Annotated in this window: 17 protein-coding genes and 1 pseudogene; 10 read left to right on the top strand and 8 right to left on the bottom strand. The window is 72.4% G+C overall.

Going from position 1 to position 17,876, the window contains the following annotated elements; genetic code table 11:
- Window positions 1–131 precede the first annotated feature (131 nt).
- Window positions 132–1,949, top strand: a complete 1,818-nt coding sequence (locus ACFYZZ_RS08205; protein ID WP_389172848.1) for a phospholipase C — start codon at window positions 132–134, stop codon at window positions 1,947–1,949.
- Window positions 1,950–2,005: 56 nt separating this feature from the next.
- Here the strand turns inward: ACFYZZ_RS08205 and ACFYZZ_RS08200 are convergent, their stop codons facing one another.
- The gene (locus tag ACFYZZ_RS08200) at window positions 2,006–3,265 is read right to left on the bottom strand and encodes a cation:proton antiporter (protein WP_389172846.1); all 1,260 of its coding nucleotides are present in this window, start codon (window positions 3,263–3,265) and stop codon (window positions 2,006–2,008) included.
- Between the two features lie 242 nt (window positions 3,266–3,507).
- On the opposite strand from ACFYZZ_RS08200, the gene ACFYZZ_RS08195 reads away from it, so the two are divergent.
- Both ACFYZZ_RS08195 and ACFYZZ_RS08190 read left to right on the top strand, forming a co-directional pair.
- Window positions 3,508–4,509: a phosphotransferase gene (locus ACFYZZ_RS08195; RefSeq protein ID WP_389172844.1), complete on the top strand. Its 1,002-nt coding sequence runs from the start codon at window positions 3,508–3,510 to the stop codon at window positions 4,507–4,509.
- Between the two features lie 271 nt (window positions 4,510–4,780).
- Window positions 4,781–6,250, top strand: a complete 1,470-nt coding sequence (locus tag ACFYZZ_RS08190; RefSeq protein WP_389173676.1) for a N,N-dimethylformamidase beta subunit family domain-containing protein — start codon at window positions 4,781–4,783, stop codon at window positions 6,248–6,250.
- Between the two features lie 25 nt (window positions 6,251–6,275).
- Here ACFYZZ_RS08190 and ACFYZZ_RS08185 read toward each other — a convergent pair whose 3' ends face one another.
- On the bottom strand, window positions 6,276–6,464 hold the full coding sequence (locus ACFYZZ_RS08185; protein ID WP_389172843.1) for a hypothetical protein: 189 nt from the start codon (window positions 6,462–6,464) through the stop codon (window positions 6,276–6,278).
- Window positions 6,465–6,600: 136 nt separating this feature from the next.
- Window positions 6,601–7,194: a hypothetical protein gene (locus ACFYZZ_RS08180; RefSeq protein WP_389172841.1), complete on the bottom strand. Its 594-nt coding sequence runs from the start codon at window positions 7,192–7,194 to the stop codon at window positions 6,601–6,603.
- A gap of 244 nt (window positions 7,195–7,438) precedes the next feature.
- On the opposite strand from ACFYZZ_RS08180, the pseudogene ACFYZZ_RS08175 reads away from it, so the two are divergent.
- Together ACFYZZ_RS08175 and ACFYZZ_RS08170 are read left to right on the top strand one after the other, a co-directional pair.
- Window positions 7,439–7,536: pseudogene (locus ACFYZZ_RS08175) on the top strand.
- 10 nt (window positions 7,537–7,546) lie between these two features.
- Window positions 7,547–8,272: a hypothetical protein gene (locus ACFYZZ_RS08170; protein WP_389172839.1), complete on the top strand. Its 726-nt coding sequence runs from the start codon at window positions 7,547–7,549 to the stop codon at window positions 8,270–8,272.
- A gap of 3 nt (window positions 8,273–8,275) precedes the next feature.
- Here ACFYZZ_RS08170 and ACFYZZ_RS08165 read toward each other — a convergent pair whose 3' ends face one another.
- Window positions 8,276–8,506 (bottom strand): hypothetical protein, encoded by a 231-nt coding sequence (locus ACFYZZ_RS08165; RefSeq protein WP_389172838.1) that lies wholly within the window; start codon window positions 8,504–8,506, stop codon window positions 8,276–8,278.
- A 239-nt stretch (window positions 8,507–8,745) separates the two neighbouring features.
- Window positions 8,746–9,666: a class A beta-lactamase gene (gene bla, locus ACFYZZ_RS08160; protein ID WP_389172836.1), complete on the bottom strand. Its 921-nt coding sequence runs from the start codon at window positions 9,664–9,666 to the stop codon at window positions 8,746–8,748.
- A gap of 131 nt (window positions 9,667–9,797) precedes the next feature.
- Between bla and ACFYZZ_RS08155 the strand changes: the two genes are divergently transcribed.
- The 4 genes from ACFYZZ_RS08155 to ACFYZZ_RS08140 all read left to right on the top strand — a co-directional run bounded on the left by ACFYZZ_RS08155 (window position 9,798) and on the right by ACFYZZ_RS08140 (window position 13,166).
- A complete protein-coding gene (locus ACFYZZ_RS08155) occupies window positions 9,798–10,796 on the top strand; it encodes a LysR family transcriptional regulator (RefSeq protein WP_389172835.1) in 999 nt (332 codons plus the stop codon).
- Window positions 10,793–11,728 (top strand): serine hydrolase, encoded by a 936-nt coding sequence (locus ACFYZZ_RS08150; RefSeq protein ID WP_389172833.1) that lies wholly within the window; start codon window positions 10,793–10,795, stop codon window positions 11,726–11,728. Before ACFYZZ_RS08155 ends, ACFYZZ_RS08150 begins: the two co-directional genes overlap by 4 nt.
- A 284-nt stretch (window positions 11,729–12,012) precedes the next feature.
- Window positions 12,013–12,471, top strand: coding sequence for a cyclic nucleotide-binding domain-containing protein (locus ACFYZZ_RS08145; RefSeq protein WP_389172831.1), 459 nt, complete (start codon window positions 12,013–12,015; stop codon window positions 12,469–12,471).
- A gap of 41 nt (window positions 12,472–12,512) precedes the next feature.
- Window positions 12,513–13,166 carry a CBS domain-containing protein gene (locus ACFYZZ_RS08140; RefSeq protein ID WP_389173674.1) on the top strand — a complete coding sequence of 218 codons (654 nt, stop codon included), beginning with the start codon at window positions 12,513–12,515 and terminating at the stop codon, window positions 13,164–13,166.
- 15 nt (window positions 13,167–13,181) lie between these two features.
- On the opposite strand, the gene ACFYZZ_RS08135 is transcribed toward ACFYZZ_RS08140, so the two are convergent.
- Window positions 13,182–13,784, bottom strand: coding sequence for a hypothetical protein (locus tag ACFYZZ_RS08135; protein ID WP_389172829.1), 603 nt, complete (start codon window positions 13,782–13,784; stop codon window positions 13,182–13,184).
- Between the two features lie 322 nt (window positions 13,785–14,106).
- Between ACFYZZ_RS08135 and ACFYZZ_RS08130 the strand changes: the two genes are divergently transcribed.
- A complete protein-coding gene (locus ACFYZZ_RS08130) occupies window positions 14,107–14,484 on the top strand; it encodes an STAS domain-containing protein (RefSeq protein ID WP_389172827.1) in 378 nt (125 codons plus the stop codon).
- A 70-nt stretch (window positions 14,485–14,554) separates the two neighbouring features.
- Here ACFYZZ_RS08130 and ACFYZZ_RS08125 read toward each other — a convergent pair whose 3' ends face one another.
- Window positions 14,555–16,936, bottom strand: a complete 2,382-nt coding sequence (locus ACFYZZ_RS08125; RefSeq protein WP_389172826.1) for a phosphoketolase — start codon at window positions 16,934–16,936, stop codon at window positions 14,555–14,557.
- Between the two features lie 48 nt (window positions 16,937–16,984).
- Window positions 16,985–17,830 carry a universal stress protein gene (locus ACFYZZ_RS08120; RefSeq protein ID WP_389172824.1) on the bottom strand — a complete coding sequence of 282 codons (846 nt, stop codon included), beginning with the start codon at window positions 17,828–17,830 and terminating at the stop codon, window positions 16,985–16,987.
- Window positions 17,831–17,876 lie beyond the last annotated feature (46 nt).

Here is a 17,876-nt window from a genome sequence, read left to right as displayed (position 1 = left end):
AGGTTTGCCCCGGCATCCCTGACCCGGTGTTCACTCCCGCGCCACCGTCCCTCCGCCGCCGCGCCCCGCCGCTCGCGCAGCATCCGTGCTCGTACGACGCACAGACGTTCCCGCCCGGAGGGTGAACCACCATGGCCAGCAGAGGAAGACGAGCGGCGACACGGAGCATCACGGCGCTCGCCGGAGCGGCCGCGCTCACGATGCTCGGCAGCAACGCGCCCGGCTGGGCGGCGGTGCCTTCCGGGCCGTCCTCGACCGCGACGCCCATCAAGCACGTCGTCGTGATCTTCGACGAGAACATCTCCTTCGACCACTACTTCGCCACGTACCCGAAGGCCGCCAACACGGACGGCACGAAGTTCAAGGCGTCGAGGAACACCCCCAAGAAAATCGACACCCTGGCCCACGCCGGGCTGCTCAGGACGAACCCCAACCAGTACACGCCGAAGCGGCTCTCCCCCGCCCAGGCGATGACCTGCGACCAGAACCACTCCTACGGGGCCGAGCAGTACGCGGCGAACGGCGGCAAGGCCGACCAGTACGTGCAGAACACCGAGGTCGACAAGTGCAGCGGGGGCCTGTTCGGCGAGCCCGGCCTCGTCATGGACTACTACGACGGCAACACCGTCACCGCGCTGTGGAACTACGCCCAGCACTACTCCCTGTCCGACCGCGCCTTCAGCTCGGTCTACGGCCCCTCCACGCCCGGTGCGCTCAACCTGATCTCCGGTCAGACGCACGGCGTGGTCTCCGTCGACCCGGCCACCGGCAAGCGGACGGCGACGCCCGACCCGTACGCCGTCAAGTCGCCCGACGCGAAGGGCGTGGGCACGGTGATCAACGACCCCGACCCGGCCTTCGACGACTGCTCCGGCAAGGACCACACCAGCACCAACGCGCTGGCGGCCATGCAGGGCGCCAACATCGGTGACCGGCTGAACACGAAGAAGGTGTCCTGGGGCTGGTTCCAGGGCGGCTTCCGGCCCTCGACCGCGTGGAAGGGAACGTCCGGGTCGTACGCCAAGTGCGACACCACGCACACCAACGTCGGCGGCGCGGCCGTCACCGACTACAGCCCGCACCACAACCCGTTCGCGTACTACAGGTCGACGGCCAACCCGCACCACCTGCCGCCGAAGAGCGTCTCGGAGATCGGCCACGACGGGCAGGCCAACCACAACTACGACCTGACCGACTTCACCGCCGCCGTCAAGGCGGGCAAGCTCCCGGCCGTCAGCTTCGTGAAGGCCGGTGAGTACCAGGACGGCCACGCCGGCTACTCCGACCCGCTCGACGAGCAGCACTTCCTCGTCAAGCAGATCAACGCGATCCAGCGCTCGCCGCAGTGGAAGTCGACCGCGGTCGTCGTCGCCTACGACGACTCGGACGGCTGGTACGACCACGCGTACGCCGCCCCGCGCAACGGCTCGAAGGACACCTCGCTCGGCTCCAACGGCAAGGCCACCGACAGCCCGGCCTGCCAGAACGGCCCCAAGGCGTCCGGCGGTTACGCCGACCGCTGTGGTCCTGGCACCCGCCAACCGCTGCTCGTGATCTCGCCGTACAGCAAGGTCAACAAGGTCGACCACACGCTGACGAACCAGGCGTCCATCACCCGGTTCATCGAGGACAACTGGCACACGGGCCGCATCGGCGACCACTCCTTCGACGCGACGGCCGGCTCCCTGGCGGGCATGTTCGACTTCGGGCACCCGAACAACAAGCAGGTGCTGCTGAACTCGGACGGCTCGGTGAAGTCCGTCGGACCCGTCAAGTACGTCGCCCCGGTGGCCACGAGCATCACGCCCGGCCCGGCGATGCAGAACACGGCTGCCACCACCGGCACTTCGGGGATACCGGCCCTCCCGGTCGGCCTCGGTGTGGGCGCCCTGCTGGCCGCCGGCGTCACCGGCACATACCTCACGCTGCGCCGCAGGCAGCAGGCCTGACCGACACCGCTCCCCAACGAGTGCGCCCCCGGCCGACGTCCGGGGGCGCACCCGGTTCAGGCTCTGACCGATGGCCGGGGGTCGCGCAGGCTGCTCGCTCTGCCCATCCACTGCAGCAGCGGACCGGTCATGAGGGTGGTGGCCAGCGCCATGAGGACGAGGACGGCGTACAGGTCCTGGCCGATCAGCCCCGCCGACCTGCCGACGTCCAGCACGATCAGCTCGGTGAGCCCGCGGGTGTTCACCATGACGGCGACCAGGGCCGACTGCCGGGTGTCCAGGCCGTGCACCCGGGCCGCCCCGTAGGCCGGTACGGCCTTGCCGGCGATCGCCACCACCAGGAGCACCCCCAACAGGCCGAAACCGTCCGCGCCCACCGTGCCGATGTCGACCGACAGCCCGGTGGACACGAAGAACAGCGGCAGCAGCATCCCGGAGGTCTGCTCCATCGGTCTCAGTACATCGGCGCCCGGCACACCGTCGCGGCGCGGCATGGCCAGCCCGGCGAGGAACCCGCCGAAGACGGCGTGCAGGCCGAGTGACTCGGTGACCCACGCACTGCCCAGAGCGAGGACCAACGCCACCGGGACCGGATTGCTCAGCAGCGTGGCCGGCCGGTTCAGCCACCAGCGCAGCGCGGGGCGGACCACGCCGAGGACGAACGCGGCGAAGGCCGCCAGCAGCGCCAGGGCGACCGGCCAGGACCAGCGGGTGGCCGGCCCGGAGTCGTTCCCGGAGTCGCTGAGCACCGCCGCCAGCACCAGCCAGGCCGCCACGTCCATGAAGCCGGCCGCCGCGATCGCCACCGTTCCCGCAGGAGTGCCTGCGGCCCCGCGCTCGCGCACGATGGCCGCCAGCACCGGCAGGGCGGTGATCGAGAGCGCCACCGCCATGAACATCGCGAACGAGTGCTGGCCCGCGTGCCGGGGGTCCACGGCGGAGAACAGTCCGCCGCACAGTTCCACGGCCCCCACCGCGAGCGCCATCGGGGTCAGCAGGGCCGCCACCGCGACGCTCACCGCGGTGCGTCCCGCCCGGAAGGTGCGGAACTCGATCTCGTAGCCCGCGACGAACAGGAACAGGACCACGGCGATCTGGGCCAGCACCGACAGGAACGGCCGCGCCTCGGCGGGGAACAGCCGCGCGGACGGGTCCCCGGGGAGCCGGCCCAGCAGGGTCGGTCCCAGGGCGATCCCGGCGAGGATCTGGCCGATCACCGCCGGCTGCCCCAGACGCCGGGCCAGGCCCCCGAACACCCAGGACACCAGGACGACGAGGGCCACGTCCCCGAGAACGGTGGCTACGAGATGACTCACGAGGGCGCCTCTCTCGCGGAGTGCCGGAACAGACCCGTGCGCTGGAACAGACCCTTGTGTATGCGGCTCTGGTGTCAGAGCTTCTCTGTCATGTCCCCCCAGACATATGTTCGTGAGCATACAAGTGGCCGATGAATCAGGCGTGTTGTGCGGTCGGGTTACCGGAAGTCGAGGCCACGGCCGCACCATGAGCCTCCCAAAAAGCGCTGGTCGATCTCCGGTCCGGATGCTGGGATGGCCCGATGTACGATCTTGCGTCGCCGACCGTGGACCGGGGCCGGTACGCGGACGCGGTGACTCCCTGGGAGCAGGAGTCCTGGCGGACCGCGGCCCTCGACTGGGTGGAGGCCGGGCTTGCGGCACACGGGCTGCGGGTGACCGGCCCGCTGAGGGTGCGGCTGCGGCCGTGGTCCGTCCTGGTGCGGGTGCCCGTGGCCGGGCGCGCGGCCGTGTGGTTCAAGGCGAATCCGCCGGCCAGCGGCTTCGAGGGCGCGCTGACCGCCGCGCTGGCCCGCTGGGTGCCTGAGCACGTGCTGGAGCCGCTCGCGGTCGACGCCGGCCGTGGCTGGTCCCTGCTGCCGGACGGGGGTGACCTCTTCCGGGACGTGCTGGAGCGGGAGACCGTGGAGCCCCGCGCCTGGGAGGACCTTCTCCGCCAGTACGCGAGCATGCAGCAGGCCCTGATCCCGCACGCGCGCGAGATCGAACGGCTGGGGGTCCCGAGCGCCCGGACCGCGGAACTGCCCGGAATCTTCGACGAGTTGCTCGCCGAGAACACGGCACTGCGGCCGGACGAACGCGCACGGCTCGACGCGCTGCGGCCCCGCCTGGTCGACTGGTGCGCCGAATTCGCGGCCTCGGGCATCGCCGACTCCCTCGACCACTCGGATCTGCACGACGGCCAGCTGTTCAACCCGGAACCGGGCCGGTACACCTTCTTCGACTGGGGCGACGCCGCCGTCTCCCACCCGTTCTGCAGCCTGCAGGTCACCGCCCGGCGGGCCTGCGACCGGTACGGGTCCGACGTGCTGGCGCGCCTGCGCGACGCCTACCTGGAGCCGTGGACGGGAGCCGGACGCACGTCAGCGGAACTCCGGCGCGCGGTGCGCCTCGCGTGGCGGCTGAGCGCCCTGGGGCGTGCCCGCGCCTGGGGCCGCCTGTTCCCGACCGCGCCCGGAACCGCTCCCCTGGCCGCGCAGAGCGCCCGCACGCTGCTGGAACTCACCGAGGATCCTCCGCTGTAGACGGCCGGCCGGATCGTCGGACACCACTCGTACGGCACAACGCCCGGCGCCCCGCCCCGGGTGCCGTCGTCACGGTGTCCCGCCGGGACCGTCCGCCGCCGGTGCCGCCGCCCCGAAGTCGTCGTGCGGTTGCGGGAGGCGGAGCCGGATCGGGAGCCTGGGCGAGGGACGAACCGGGCCGGATCCGGGAGGCGTGGTGATTCCAGCGCACGGCACACCCACCGTGGACCGCCGACGCTTCCTGGCCCTGTGCGCGGGCGCGAGCCTGGGCATGGCCGCCGCCTGCGCACCCGCGCACCCGCCCGCGCACCCCCGCCGGAACAGCGGGCTGCTTCCGGAGGCCGAACAGGACGCGCCGGGCACCGCCGACTGGCGGATCCGCTCGGCGGGCCCGCCGGACGCCGTGACCGGTTACACGGACCAGGTGAGCGTCGCCCCCGGCCAGGAATGCGGCCTGCACGTGTCGACCACCGCCGCCTCGTTCCAGGTCTCGGCGTTCCGCGTCGGCTGGTACGGCGGCAGGCAGGCCCGCCTCGTCTGGGCCTCACCGCGCATACCCGGCCGCGCCCAGCCGCCCCCGCACCTGCTGCCCGCCACCCGTACCGTGCGCGCCGACTGGCCCGCCACGCTGAGCATGGACACCACCGGGTGGCCGGAAGGCGCCTATCTGCTGCGGCTGGAGGCCGACACCGGTCACCAGCGTCACATCCCGCTGATCGTCCGCTCCGCCGAGGGCGCGGGCCGCACCGTCCTGCTGCACGCCCCGGCCACCTGGCAGGCCTACAACCGCTGGGGCGGCTACAGCCTCTACTCGGGCGCCTCGGGCGCGTACGCCACCCGGTCACTCGCGGTCAGCTTCGACCGCCCCTACGAGGGCAACGGCGCCGAGAAGTTCCTGGTCTACGAGTGGGCCCTGGTGGTGCTGGCCGAACGCCTGCGCATCCCGCTCGCCTACACCACCGGCGTCGACGTGCACCGGGACCCGTCGGTGCTCCACGGAGCGCACACCGTCGTCTGTCTGGGGCACGACGAGTACTGGACGCCCGAACAGCGGGCGCACGTCACCCGCGCCCGGGACGCCGGGACGAACGTGGCCTTCCTCGGCGCGAACACGTGCTTCCGCCGGGTCCGCCTCGAGGACGGGGAGGGGGCGGGCGACCGTACGGTGGTCTGCTACAAGACGTCCTACCGCGCCGACCCCCGCTATGCGTCCGACCCGGCGCTGGTGACCACCGACTACCGCAGCCCGCCCGCCGCCGACCCGGAGTCCTCGCTCACCGGCGTCCTGTACGAGGGTTATCCGGTCGACGCCCCCTATGTCGTGCACGCCGCCGATCACTGGCTGTACGACGGCACCGGCGTGCGCACCGGCGACGCCTTCGCCCATCTGGTGGGCGTCGAGTACGACCGTGTCACGCCCGTCGCCCCCGCTCCCGGCCCCCTGGAGATCACCGCGCACTCCCCCGTCGTCTGCGCCGGCCGCCCCAGTCACAGCGACTCGGCGTACTACACGGCTCCGAGCGGTGCCGGGGTGTTCGCGACCGGCACCATGCGCTGGGTGGAGGGGCTGCTCGCCGGCACCGGGGAACTCGGCCGCGACCACGGCATGGACGGCCGCACGCGCGGGTTCGTCACGCGCACCACGGAGAACCTGCTGCGCACCTTCGCGCAGGGCCCGGCGACCCGCACCGGCCGGCCACCGCGTCCGAACGTGGACGAGGTGTACGGCGGCACGGTTTGACGGCGGCCGGCGGGCCCCGGCGGCGCTACCGTGCCGGGTGCCCCGGGGCGCGGAGCCGGTCCCTGCGGGCGAGGTTGTAGAGCCGCAGCAGGTGCTTGGCCACGGCACAGGGCGCGGCGTCGGCGTGGCACTGGCGGCACGTCTGCATGTGCTGCTCGTAGGTGAAGCGAGCGCTTTCCAACGGATCGTTGTGCGCGTCATTGACAGATGACATGGAGATCTCCGGGCAGGGCGTGTCCTGGGACGCGCCGAGTTGACTGACTGGTACACCCAGAGCAAAGGTCATCATATTACTTGCGGTACTGGGAAACCGGCCGGTAACTACGTCCGACCTGGCCGGGACCGTGCGGTCAGTGGCCACCCGAGGGCTGGTCGCACCCGTCGTGGTCGGGGTAGCCGCCGAAGGCGTCCGCCTTGGTCGTGGCGCTGTCCAGGGTCCCGGCCAGACTGCCTTCCACGCACACCGGGTAGTCGTCGACCTGGACGAGGAAGCCGACGCCGCCCCCGCCCGGGTACGCCTGCACCTGCCCGCCGGAGTACCCAAGGCCGATGAGGGCCTTGCGGACGCTCTCGGGACTGAACTGCCCGCGCCTGCGCTGTGGTTCGAGCGCCTCCCGGACGCGCGCGACGGCCGCGAGGCCCTGGCAGCGGCGCTTGCCGTGCAGCTCGAACGGGATCATGAAGCCGTGGTTCTCGGCGTAGTGGTCGGTCGGTGGTGCGGTGGGGCTCGGGGTGGCCGTGGACGGCCGCGGCGAGGCGGTGGGGCTCTCGCCGGGGCACGGAAAGTCCTTGGGTGTGCTCGGCGTCGCCACCGCGCTGCGCGAGGACCCGCCCGCGTCGGCGTCGCCCCCGGCCCGCTGTGTGCCGCATCCGGCCGCCAGCACGGCCAGCAGCGCCAGCGGGACCGTCCCGGCCCGGACCCCCGTCGTCCTGATCTTCGTCATGCGCCGATCCTGACCGATGCCTGGGTCGGTGTCATGAGTTCTCATACTCAGAAGACCAGCCGTCTCAGCCGACGTCGGCCCGCTGCTCCCGCAGGGGTAGGGCGTGGTTCATGAAGGCGGTCGGGCCCACCTCGATCGAGGGCGGCGCGGCGGAGCACCCGTCAGCGGTGCATCAGTCCCCCGTCAGCGGCTCCTGCCACTCTCATTCATGTGAACGGCACGGGAAACCGGAGGCCGGGAACAGGGAGAGGTGCCCGGAGTGGCTGATCGGGGACCTACGAGCACACCTCAAGGTCGGGCCCCACGGGGCCCACGCAGGTTCGAATCCTGCCCTCTCCGCCAGAATGTGCGGGTGAACGACTACTGCCCGGTCCAGCGGGACCCCGCTCCGGAGTGGTACGGACGGCTTCACGTCCGTACCGCCGACCTCTCCCCGGCCTCGTGGCTCACCGAGTCCACCCCTGGGTACGCCATGGGAACGGTCGCGGGAGTCGCCGCGCCCGGCTTCGCGGCCTACGCGAGGGTCCTGCATCCGGCCTCCCTGGACGAGCGGCCGGTGCGCTGGTCGACGGTGGCCGCCGCGCATGGCACCCGGGTGACCCCGACCACGCGCTGGCACGAGGTCATCGGGGTGGACGAGGACTACCTGAACCGCTCCGACCTCGGCCTGCCCGGCGTGTGGGACGAGCATCCGGGCGAGGGGCCCACCCCGCCCGATGTCGCCAGGGCCCTGATCCCTGTGCTGGGCCGGCACACCGGGACCCCGGAGCGCTGCTGGTTCGGTCTGTGGTCCGGGTACGGGCGGTGGGAGTTCGACGGGATCCCCACGTTCGCGACGCCCGGCCGGGACGAGGTGCTGCTCGCCGGAACCCTGGCCGACGCCGTCTCACCGCTGGCCCTGGACGAGTTCGCCGAGCTGCCCGACCTGTGGTGGCCCGAGGACCGTGCCTGGTGCGTGGGCGGTGACGTGGACCTGGTCAGCACATACGTCGGCGGATCCCCCCAGCTCATCGCCGAGTTGCTGTCCGACCCGGAGCTGGAGGCCCACGCCGTGGGGGCGGGCGACCCGGTCGGCTGAGCATCACGTCTCCTGCCCTTTCGTGTCCGGCACGGCAGGCGCCGTCGCCGACGGCGGCAGCGGGCAGCACCGCAGCTCGGTCTTCCAGAACCTGCTGAGGACGGCTTCATCGAGCAGAGCCCCTTCGGCAGCTCCGGACCGCCCGCGAGCTTCCGGACCACGCTGGCGAGCTTCGCCGCCCTCGGCGGCCTGCATGAACGTGTCCCGCTGTACCAGCATCTCGGTCTGGGGCATCAGGACAGCGACTCCTGGCACAGCGGCGAGAACCCGCTGCTCTTCGACGGCTCGGGAACAAGAAGGCCGCATACAGCTCGGTGCTGTCCGCGCTCGGCTGAACACGGGAGCCGGCTCGCGCGCGTGCCTGCGCGGGGCCGGGCGCTTTCACCGACCGCAGGGAGGTGCCATGAGCGCGTCAATAGTCTTGTACTTGATCAAAATTCAGGGACCTGAACCGGCCGGAGGGACTGCCCGGCCTACTCGCCGGGGGCGAGGGTGCGCGCCAGGACGCGGGCCGTGTCGGCGACGAGGGCGTCGTCCACCGGTGCCTCCTTGGTGGCCTTCGTGGACAGCACGGCCAGCACGATCGGTGTCCCCCGGGTCGTCCAGGCGACGCCGATGTCGTTCGCGGTGGCGTAGTCCCCGGTGCCGGTCTTGTCGCCGAGGACCCAGCCCCGGGGCAGCCCGGCGCCGAACCGTTTGGCGCTGGTGGTGTTGCCCTTCAGCCAGGTGACGAGCTGCTCGCGGCCGGCGTCGTCCAGGGCCCGGCCCAGGGCCAGCCGCTCGAAGCTCCGCCCGACGGCCTCCGGCGTCGTCGTGTCGCGCAGGTCGCCGGGGATCGCGGTGTTGAGGTCGGTCTCCCAGCGGTCGAGCCGGCTCACCCGGTCGCCGAGCGACCGGAAGAAGCGGGTGAGGCCGGCCGGGCCGCCGATCTGGCGCAGCAGGAGGTTGCCGGCCGCGTTGTCGCTGTACTGGATCGCGGCCGCGCACACGTCGCCCACCCGCATGCCGGTGGCGAGGTGCTCCTCTGTCTTCGGCGAGTTCGCCAGGATGTCGTTCGGCGGGTAGTGGATCACCTTGTCCAGCGGTGCGCAGCCACCGTGGTCGCGCAGTACCGCCGCCGCCGCGAACGCCTTGAACGTCGAGCACATCGCGAACCGCTCCCCCGCGCGGTACGCGACGACCCGACCGGTGCGCACGTTGTGGGCGTACACGCCGAGCCGCGCGCCGTACCGCTGCTCCAGATCGCTCAACTCGGTGTGCGGATCGGCCGTTCCGGCGCCCGGGGCGGCTGAGGCGGTCGGCGCCCCTGCGGCGGGGGCCACCACGGCGGCGGTGGTGAGGGCGAGACCGGCCTTGAAGAGGCGGCGGCGCGGCATCGGATGGGCACTGGTCATGTGCGGAGTTCTCCCTGGTCGTCCGTCGTCGGCTTGGTGGATCTTCGACGGGGACCAGCGAAACAGCCGGACTCCACTCATGTCCAAGAGGGAACTTTGAACACCTCATAACTTATTGATATGACTGCTGGATGGATCTCCTCGCGCACCTCGAGGCGTACGTCGCGACCGTCGACGAGTCGAGCTTCTCGCGCGCGGCCGACCGGCTCGGGATCGCCCAGCCGCTCCTCAGCCGTCGCATCAAGACGCTGGAGGCCCACTTCGGGGGCCTGTTGTTCGACCGTTCACGGCGGCAGGTCACGACGACGGAGCTGGGTCTGCTGCTGCTTCCGTACGCGCAGGACGTGCTGGACCGGGCCCAGCGGCTCGGGCAGGTCGCCCGGTCGGCCCGCCAGGCCCAGATGCGTGCCGTAGGAGTGCCCACGGGCTGCGCCCCGGTGGCGCTGGCACGCGTCATCCGCGCGGGCACCGAGCGCGGGATCACGCTCGGCATGCGCGAACTGCCCCCGGCGGAACGGGTCTCCGGACTCGCCGACGGCTCGCTCACGTACGCTCTGGTGCGCGTTCCCCCGGAGCACGCCGGGGTCCGGGTACCGCTCGGGCTGGCGTCGGCGGCACCACCCGACGCGCCGGAGCCGGCGACCACCGGAGCAAGCGGCAGGCGACGCGCGATCCATCTGGAGGACCTGCGGCCACGCCGGAGCCGTGCCACGACCGGTGAACTGCCCGCCGCGCTGCCCCTCCTGACCCTGACCGAGGACGAAGTGCCGTACGCACAGGACCGATTGATCCGCGCCGCCGCCCGCGCCGGGCTGCCGGAGGGCCTGCTCAGGCCGGCCGGACCGGCGGCCACGGCCCTCGCCGAGACCCTGGCCGGCGGGGCGGTGCTGCTGTGTGCCGAGCCTTTCGCCCGGCAGCACGGGGCGAGTTGGGCGCCGCTGGCCGACGCCGCACTGCACCGGGGGTACGACGTGCAGGGGGCCCGAGGCCGACGCGGGCCGGTGGACGTACCCGGCTGGCTGGCCGTGCTGCTCGCCGCGGCGGCCGGTGCCACGACCGGAGCACCGGAGACGACACCGCCCGGGTCGGCGGCCGCGGACGCCTCGGCGCGGCTGGCGGCACGCGGATGAGCGCGGAACAGGTGTACCGCCCGGCCTACGTCGCCGGGGACGGCGCCCTGCTCGATGTCGCCGAGGCAATCGCGGCGGACTGGGCGGCGCTCGGGGTCCGTGGCTCGTTCCTCGCCCGCAACCTGGACTCGGGCGAGCAACTCGGCTTCGACGTCGACGAGACGATGCCCCTCGCGTCGGTCGTGAAGGTACCGCTCGCCCTGGTCGTGCTGGACCGGATCGCGGCCGGGGAACTCGACCCGGCGCACCCGGTCACGGTGGACCCGGCCACCAACAGCGTCGGCCCCACCGGGCTCGCGGCGTTCCGGCACCCGGCCACCGTGGCCGTCGGCGACCTTCTCCTCCTGATGCTCTCGGTGAGCGACAACGCCGCCGCCGACGCGCTGTTCGACCTGGTGCCGGTGGCGGACGTCGACGCCCGCCTGCGTGCGTGGGGGTGCGGCGGTATCCGGGTCCGGCATCACATGAACCACATGTACGAATGCGCGGCCGGAGCCGCCGGCAACGACTTCTCGCTCGCGCTGGAACTGGCCGTCCGCGACGAGCGTGCCGGACGGCACACCATCGAGACCCTGGATCCGGCCCACGCCAACGTCGGCTCGGCCTCGGCGCTGGTGGACCTGTTGCAGCGCGTGTGGGCGGACGAGATCTCCCGGCCCCGGGCGACGGCCGAGCTGCGCCGCCTGATGGGCTTCCAGGTCTTCACCCAGCGACTGGCGAGCGAACTGCGCGCGGACACGCTGCGGTGGAGCGGCAAGACCGGCACCTTCCTCCATCTGCGGCACGAGATCGGGGTGGTGCAGGCCGAGTCCGGCGACCGGATCGCCATGGCCGCGCTCACCCGCGCGGACCGGCGGGCCGGCCAGGCCCCGGACATCGACCTCGCGATAGGGATCGGCGCCCGACAGGCGTTCGAGGCGTTGCGCGGCTGAGGCGGCGGGGCCCGACGGCCGACGGGCGCCGGATCAGTCCCCGCCGAAGAGACGGGCACCGGATCAGTCCCGCCGAAAATGAGACGGCCACCTGGAGTTCCCGGTCTCGCGACCGTACGTGGGCGCGCGGGTGCGTTCGGTAGCCCGCAGGTGGTGCAGCCGGGACCGAGCACCCCCGGCGGGACCGAGCGACCTGTTGTGGGCGAGCCCGGACGAGCACAGGCTGGGAGCAGGAGTCCCACGGTCGCGAGGGCTACGGGTCTCGAGCGAAGGGAGCCGGAGCGATGGCCTCCGTCACCACCATGAGCGCGGCTCTGCCCGCCGAGCATCGTGTACAGCTGATGCAGCTCGCCCGTGAGGTCTCTTTCGCGGCCGGGACGCGGCTGTTCGAGGAGGGCCGGCGCGCCGACCGCTTCTGGATCGTGCGGACCGGGACCGTCGCCCTCGACCTGCGTGTACCCGGCCGTCGTCCCGCGGTCATCGAGTCGCTCGAACACGGCGAACTGGTCGGCTGGTCCTGGCACTTCCCGCCCCACCTGTGGCAGCTGGGGGGCGAGGCGCTGACTCCGGTGCGGGCCTGGGAGTTCGATGCGGAGGCGGTCTTGGAGCTGTGCGCCGCCGATCCCGAGTTCGGGCGGGCGGTCGCGGTCTGGGTCGGGCTGGTCGTGGCCCAGCGGCTGCACGCCTCCCGGGTCCGGCTGCTCGACCTCTACGCCCCCTACGGCAGCGGTGGCCTGCAATGACCGCTCCTCCACCGGCATCGTCGGCCCGGCCGGCGGAGACCATGGCCGGCAGCCCGCGCCACGTCGGCGACGTGATGACGCGAGCCGTCGTCACGGTGGGCCGGGCGGCCCTGTTCAAGGACATCGTCCAGCGGATGGCACAGTGGCACGTCGGTGCCCTGCCCGTACTGGAGGGTGACGGCAGGGTCGTCGGTGTGGTGTCCGAGGCCGATCTGCTGCCCAAGGAGGAGTTCCGGGAGAACGATCCGGACCGGTTGACGCAGCTGCGCCGGCTGTCCGACCTGGCCAAGGCCGGCGGGGTCCGGGCCGAGGAGCTGATGAGCGCCCCGGCCGTGACCGTCCGCGCCGACGCCACGCTCGCCGAGGCGGCGCGGATCATGGCCCTGCGGCACGTCGGGCTGCTGCCCGTGGTGAACGCCGAGGGTGTTCTGGAAGGCGTGGTCGGCCGCGGAGACCTGCTGACGGTGTTCCTGCGCCCGGACAACGACCTCGCCGACGAGGTCCGGCGGGACGTGGTCGACGTCCTCTTCCCCGCTCCGGTCGAGCCCGTGCACATCACCGTCGCCGAAGGGGTCGTGACCCTGACGGGACGGGTGCGCGACGCCACCCGGATTCCGCTCGCGGAACGCCTGGTACGGGGCGTGGAGGGTGTGGTGGGCGTGGACTGCCGGCTGACCGTGGCCGACAAGGACTGACATCACCGCCGCTGCTCAGGTTCCGCCGCTGCTGTAGTTCCGCCACTCGGGGCCGATCCGCTTCCATTCCTCGTCCCACTCGGACATGCGCCGGTGCATGCGCCAGGTGCGGACCAGCCAGCCCCCGGTCCAGACGGCCACGCCGGCCGAGGAGGCGGCGAGCACGCCGGTCAGGGTGGACTGCAGGGCCGCCTCCGCGGTGGAGAGGGGCGGCGACACCATCCGGTTCGTGCCGTCCGTCCACACCGTGAGCCGGCTGCCGGCCGGGGCGCCCGGGTAGACCTTCGCCCGGTCGGTGTGCACCGAGCCGTCCGGGGCCGTCCAGCGCACACTGGCCCACACCCGGCCGTCGTCGTAGCCGCTGCCGTTCGGCGGGGTCCTGGCCGCGTCGTCGGTCAGGACCGCGGACACCGCGTGGACCTGGGCCCGTCGCGCGGAGAACGCCGAGTCCACCGACATGGCGGCCGCCGCGCCCGCGACGGCGCCGCCGAAGAGCACGAGGATCCAGGTGACGAGCACGATCCAGGCCTCGACGACGTCGCTGTGCCGGCGCAGCGGGTTGCGACGCCATCGCCACCAGCGCACCCGGGTCACATTCGTGGGAGGTGTCCGCGTCATCGGTCGCCGCCTCCTCTCGCATACCGGCGGCCACCGGGCAGGGCGTGCGCTCCCGCTCGGCGTCCGGTTCCGGGCCGAGGTCCGGGTGACGGGGCTGACCGGGCAGCGCCCACCGCGGGCGGTGAGCGACACGGCACGGTGTGGTGCACCCGGCCGACAAGCGTCACTCCACCATCGTGCACCTCGAAACGGATCGGTGCCGCCCGCAGAGAAAAAGAGTCTTACGACGACGCAGATCTGGTCGGCGCGGTGTCCCGGACGGTCCCCGGGCAGGGGCCGATCGGCCCTTCCCCGCATCCCGGGAGACCGATTGTCTGGTGTCATGTCCGAGAACCAGTCGGGACCGGCACAGATGGCTGCGGACCACCCGCCCTACGGGGTGGTCGTCGTACCGCTGCACGGCGAGATCGACCTGCTGACCCTGCCCGCGCTGTCCCAGCGGCTCGACGCGCTGACCGAGGACCCCCGCCCGGACCTGGTTCTCGATCTGCGGCCGGTCGCGTTCATCGACTGCGCCGGGCTCGGGGTCCTGTGCCGGGCCCGGAACCGGACGCTGGCCCGGCGGGGCCGGCTGCGGCTGGTCGCCGACACCCCGGGCTTCCTGGGGTTGCTGCGGGCCACGGGCCTGTCGGGCGTCTTCGAGGTGCTCCCGAGTCCCCCGCCGGCCTCGGTACCGGACCCCGACGGCACCTGCCGCTAGCCCGGGAGGTGCCGTGTGACGGGGGCGCGCCGGCGGCTCCTGGATCGTGCCGCCGGACGACGGGGCCGGTTCAGCTGTGCCAGCTCCAGTCGGCGACCTCCGGCAGGTCGGTGCCGTGTTCGCGGATCCAGTCGTGGTGGCGGGTGCGGGCGTCGGCCATGGTCTGGCGGACGCCGGCGGCGCGCATCGCGAGGCCGGGCACGCGGTCGATGACGTCCATGACGAGCCGGTAGCGGTCGAGGTCGTTACGCACGACCATGTCGAACGGGGTGGTCGTGGTCCCGGACTCCTTGTAGCCGCGCACATGCAGGTTCTTGTGGCCCGTGCGGCGGTAGGCGAGGCGGTGGATCAGCCACGGGTAGCCGTGGTAGGCGAAGATCACCGGCTTGTCGGCGGTGAACAGCCCGTCGAACTCGAAGTCGCTCATCCCGTGCGGATGCTCCTCGCGCGGCATAAGCCGGGTCATGTCGACCACGTTGACCACCCGCACCGCGAGCTGGGGCAGGTGCCGGCGCAGCAACTGCGCGGCGGCCAGCACCTCTTGAGTGGGCACGTCACCCGCGCAGGCCAGGACGACGTCCGGTTCCTCGCCGTTCTCGGTGCCGGCCCACTCCCAGATCCCGGCGCCGCAGGCGCAGTGGACGCGGGCCTGGTCCAGGGACAGCCAGTCGTAGCAGGGCTGCTTGCCGGCCACGATCACGTTGACGTAGTCCCGGCTGCGCAGGACGTGGTCGGTCACGGACAGCAGGGTGTTGGCGTCCGGCGGCAGATAGACGCGCACCACCTCGGGGCTCTTGTTGAGGACGTGGTCGACGAAGCCGGGATCCTGGTGCGAGAAGCCGTTGTGGTCCTGCCGCCACACGTGCGAGGTCAGCAGGTAGTTGAGGGAGGCGACGGGGGCCCGCCAGGGCAGCCGGCGCGAGGTCTTCAGCCACTTGATGTGCTGGTTGACCATGGAGTCGACGATGTGCACGAACGCCTCGTAGCAGGAGAACAGTCCGTGCCGGCCGGTGAGCAGATAGCCCTCCAGCCAGCCCTGGCAGAGGTGTTCGGAGAGGATCTCCATCACCCGGCCGTGCCGGTCCAGGTGTTCGTCGACCGGGAGCGTCTCGGCCTGCCAGGCCTTGCCGCTGGCCTCGAAGACGGCCTGGAGCCGGTTGGAGGCGGTCTCGTCCGGTCCGACGAGCCGGAAGTCCCGCCGCGCGCCGGTGTCCCGCATGACCTGTTCGATCAGGTTGCCCAGGACCCGGGTGGGTTCGTGCAGGGTCGTGCCGGGCTTGTCGACGGGTACGGCGATGTCGTCGAGGGCCGGCAGGGGCAGCTCACGGACGAGGAGGCCGCCGTTGGCGTGCGGGCTCGCGCCGAGCCGCTTCGTCCCCTCGGGGACACAGGCGAGGACGTCCGCGACGGGCCGGCCGTCGGGGCCGAACAGTTCCTCGGGCCGGTACGAGCGCAGCCACTCCTCCAACTGCCGCAGATGCTCGGGGTTTTCCCGGACTCCCGCCAGCGGGACCTGGTGGGCGCGCCAGGTGCCCTCGACGGGTACGCCGTCCACCTCGGCGGGCCCGGTCCAGCCCTTGGGGGTGCGCAGCACGATCACCGGCCAGTGGGCCCGCTCGGCGCCGCCCGCCTCGCGGGCGGTGCGCTGGATCCGGGCGATGCGGTCCAGGGCGTCGTCCATCGCCGCGGCCATGGCCCGGTGCACCTGCTGCGGATCGTCCCCCGTCACGTGCAGGGGTTCGTGGCCGTATCCCTGTAGCAGGGCGTCGAGTTCGGGCTCCGGCAGGCGGGACAGCACCGTCGGGTTGGCGATCTTGTAGCCGTTGAGGTGCAGGATCGGCAGTACGGCCCCGTCGTGCACCGGGTCGAGGAGCTTGTTGGAGTGCCAGGAGGCGGCCAGCGGTCCGGTCTCCGCCTCGCCGTCGCCGATCACGCACGCCACCAGCAGGTCCGGGTTGTCGAAGGCGGCGCCGTAGGCGTGGGCGAGCGAGTAGCCGAGTTCGCCGCCCTCGTGGATCGAGCCGGGGGTCTCGGGGGCCACGTGGCTGGGCACCCCGCCCGGGAAGGAGAACTGCCTGAACAGCCGTTCCATGCCCGGCGCGTCCCGTGACACGTCCGGGTACGTGTCGCTGTAGCTGCCCTCCAGCCAGGAGTTGGCGAGGACCGACGGCCCTCCGTGCCCGGGACCCCACACGCACAGCGCGTCGAGGCCGCGCGCCCTGATGACCCGGTTGAGGTGGGTGTACACGAGGTTCAGGCCGGGGGACGTGCCCCAGTGGCCCAGCAGCCGGGGCTTGATGTGCACCGGCTTCAGCGGCTCGGTCAGCAGCGGGTTGGCCATGAGATAGATCTGGCCCGCCGCGAGGTAGTTGGCGGCGCGCCAGTGCGCGTCCAGGGTGCGCAGTTCCTCGTCGGTCAGTGCGGGGGCGTCCGGGTGGGCGGCCTGGGGCATGAGGACTCCGGAGATCATCGTCGGTTGCCGGCAAGACTGCCGGGAATGTCAGGAAAGTTCGGGTACCACGGCCACCGGGCAGGCCGCGTGGTGCAGCACCCCGTGGGCGACCCGGCCGAGCTGCGGGCCGAAGTGCCCCGGGCGGCGCCGGGCGCCCACGACCAGCAGGGCGGCATCGCGGGAGGCGGCCAGCAGGGCGTCGCGGGGACGGCCGGAGACGGTGCGCCGCAGCACCTCGAGGCCGATCGGGACGTCCCGCAGCGCCTCGTCCAGTGCCAGGGCGGCGTCCGCCTCCCGCTCGCCACTGCCCAGCAGGGTGCCGGTGACCCCATGGCGCGACACGTGTACGGCCTCCAGGGGCACCCCGCGCAGGCCGGCCTCCTCCGCGGCGAACCGCAGGGCCGCCGAACCCGCGGGTTTCTCGTCGACTCCCAGGACGATCCGGCCGGGGGTCCCGGGGCGGTCCTGGTCGTCGTCGCCGCGGCGCAGCACGACGACCGGGCAGTGCGCGTGTTCGGCCACCGCGACGCCGACCGAGCCGAGGATCGCCTCGGTCATGCCGCTGCGGCCGCGGTGCCCCAGGACCACCGCGAGCGCGGAGTGGCTCTCCCGCACCAGCGCCTGTTCCGGTTCCTCGGGCAGCACGTCGGTGGTGACCTGCACGTCCGGTTGTCTGCGGTGGGCGCGCCGCTCGGCGGTCTCCACGATCTCCTCGGCGATCACCTGTTCGGACGGCCGGTCGACGCCCTGGGCGAGAGAGAACCCCTCGTAGCGCTCCCAGAGGGACGCGTACACCAGCCGCAGCGGTGTACGGCGCAGAGCCGCGTTGTCGGCCGCCCAGTCCACGGCCCTGAGGCTCGATTCGGACCCGTCCACGCCGACGACGATGCGCATGGCCACTACCTCCCGGAGAGGGGAATCGGATTCCAGCCTGGTCGTG

Source organism: Streptomyces sp. NPDC001816 (assembly GCF_042892235.1).
Taxonomy (GTDB): domain Bacteria; phylum Actinomycetota; class Actinomycetes; order Streptomycetales; family Streptomycetaceae; genus Streptomyces.
This window is presented reverse-complemented; position numbering and strand designations above follow the sequence as displayed.

Coding starts and splice junctions, on each gene's coding strand:
- ACFYZZ_RS08195 (WP_389172844.1), top strand. CDS start 3,508: ATGTACGATCTTGCGTCGCCGACCGTGGACCGGGGCCGGTACGCGGAC.
- ACFYZZ_RS08145 (WP_389172831.1), top strand. CDS start 12,013: ATGGCCTCCGTCACCACCATGAGCGCGGCTCTGCCCGCCGAGCATCGT.
- bla (WP_389172836.1), bottom strand. CDS start 9,666: ATGACCAGTGCCCATCCGATGCCGCGCCGCCGCCTCTTCAAGGCCGGT.
- ACFYZZ_RS08155 (WP_389172835.1), top strand. CDS start 9,798: ATGGATCTCCTCGCGCACCTCGAGGCGTACGTCGCGACCGTCGACGAG.
- ACFYZZ_RS08135 (WP_389172829.1), bottom strand. CDS start 13,784: ATGACGCGGACACCTCCCACGAATGTGACCCGGGTGCGCTGGTGGCGA.
- ACFYZZ_RS08165 (WP_389172838.1), bottom strand. CDS start 8,506: ATGCCCCAGACCGAGATGCTGGTACAGCGGGACACGTTCATGCAGGCC.
- ACFYZZ_RS08120 (WP_389172824.1), bottom strand. CDS start 17,830: ATGCGCATCGTCGTCGGCGTGGACGGGTCCGAATCGAGCCTCAGGGCC.
- ACFYZZ_RS08140 (WP_389173674.1), top strand. CDS start 12,513: ATGGCCGGCAGCCCGCGCCACGTCGGCGACGTGATGACGCGAGCCGTC.
- ACFYZZ_RS08125 (WP_389172826.1), bottom strand. CDS start 16,936: ATGCCCCAGGCCGCCCACCCGGACGCCCCCGCACTGACCGACGAGGAA.
- ACFYZZ_RS08205 (WP_389172848.1), top strand. CDS start 132: ATGGCCAGCAGAGGAAGACGAGCGGCGACACGGAGCATCACGGCGCTC.
- ACFYZZ_RS08190 (WP_389173676.1), top strand. CDS start 4,781: ATGGCCGCCGCCTGCGCACCCGCGCACCCGCCCGCGCACCCCCGCCGG.
- ACFYZZ_RS08130 (WP_389172827.1), top strand. CDS start 14,107: ATGTCCGAGAACCAGTCGGGACCGGCACAGATGGCTGCGGACCACCCG.
- ACFYZZ_RS08180 (WP_389172841.1), bottom strand. CDS start 7,194: ATGACGAAGATCAGGACGACGGGGGTCCGGGCCGGGACGGTCCCGCTG.
- ACFYZZ_RS08185 (WP_389172843.1), bottom strand. CDS start 6,464: ATGTCATCTGTCAATGACGCGCACAACGATCCGTTGGAAAGCGCTCGC.
- ACFYZZ_RS08150 (WP_389172833.1), top strand. CDS start 10,793: ATGAGCGCGGAACAGGTGTACCGCCCGGCCTACGTCGCCGGGGACGGC.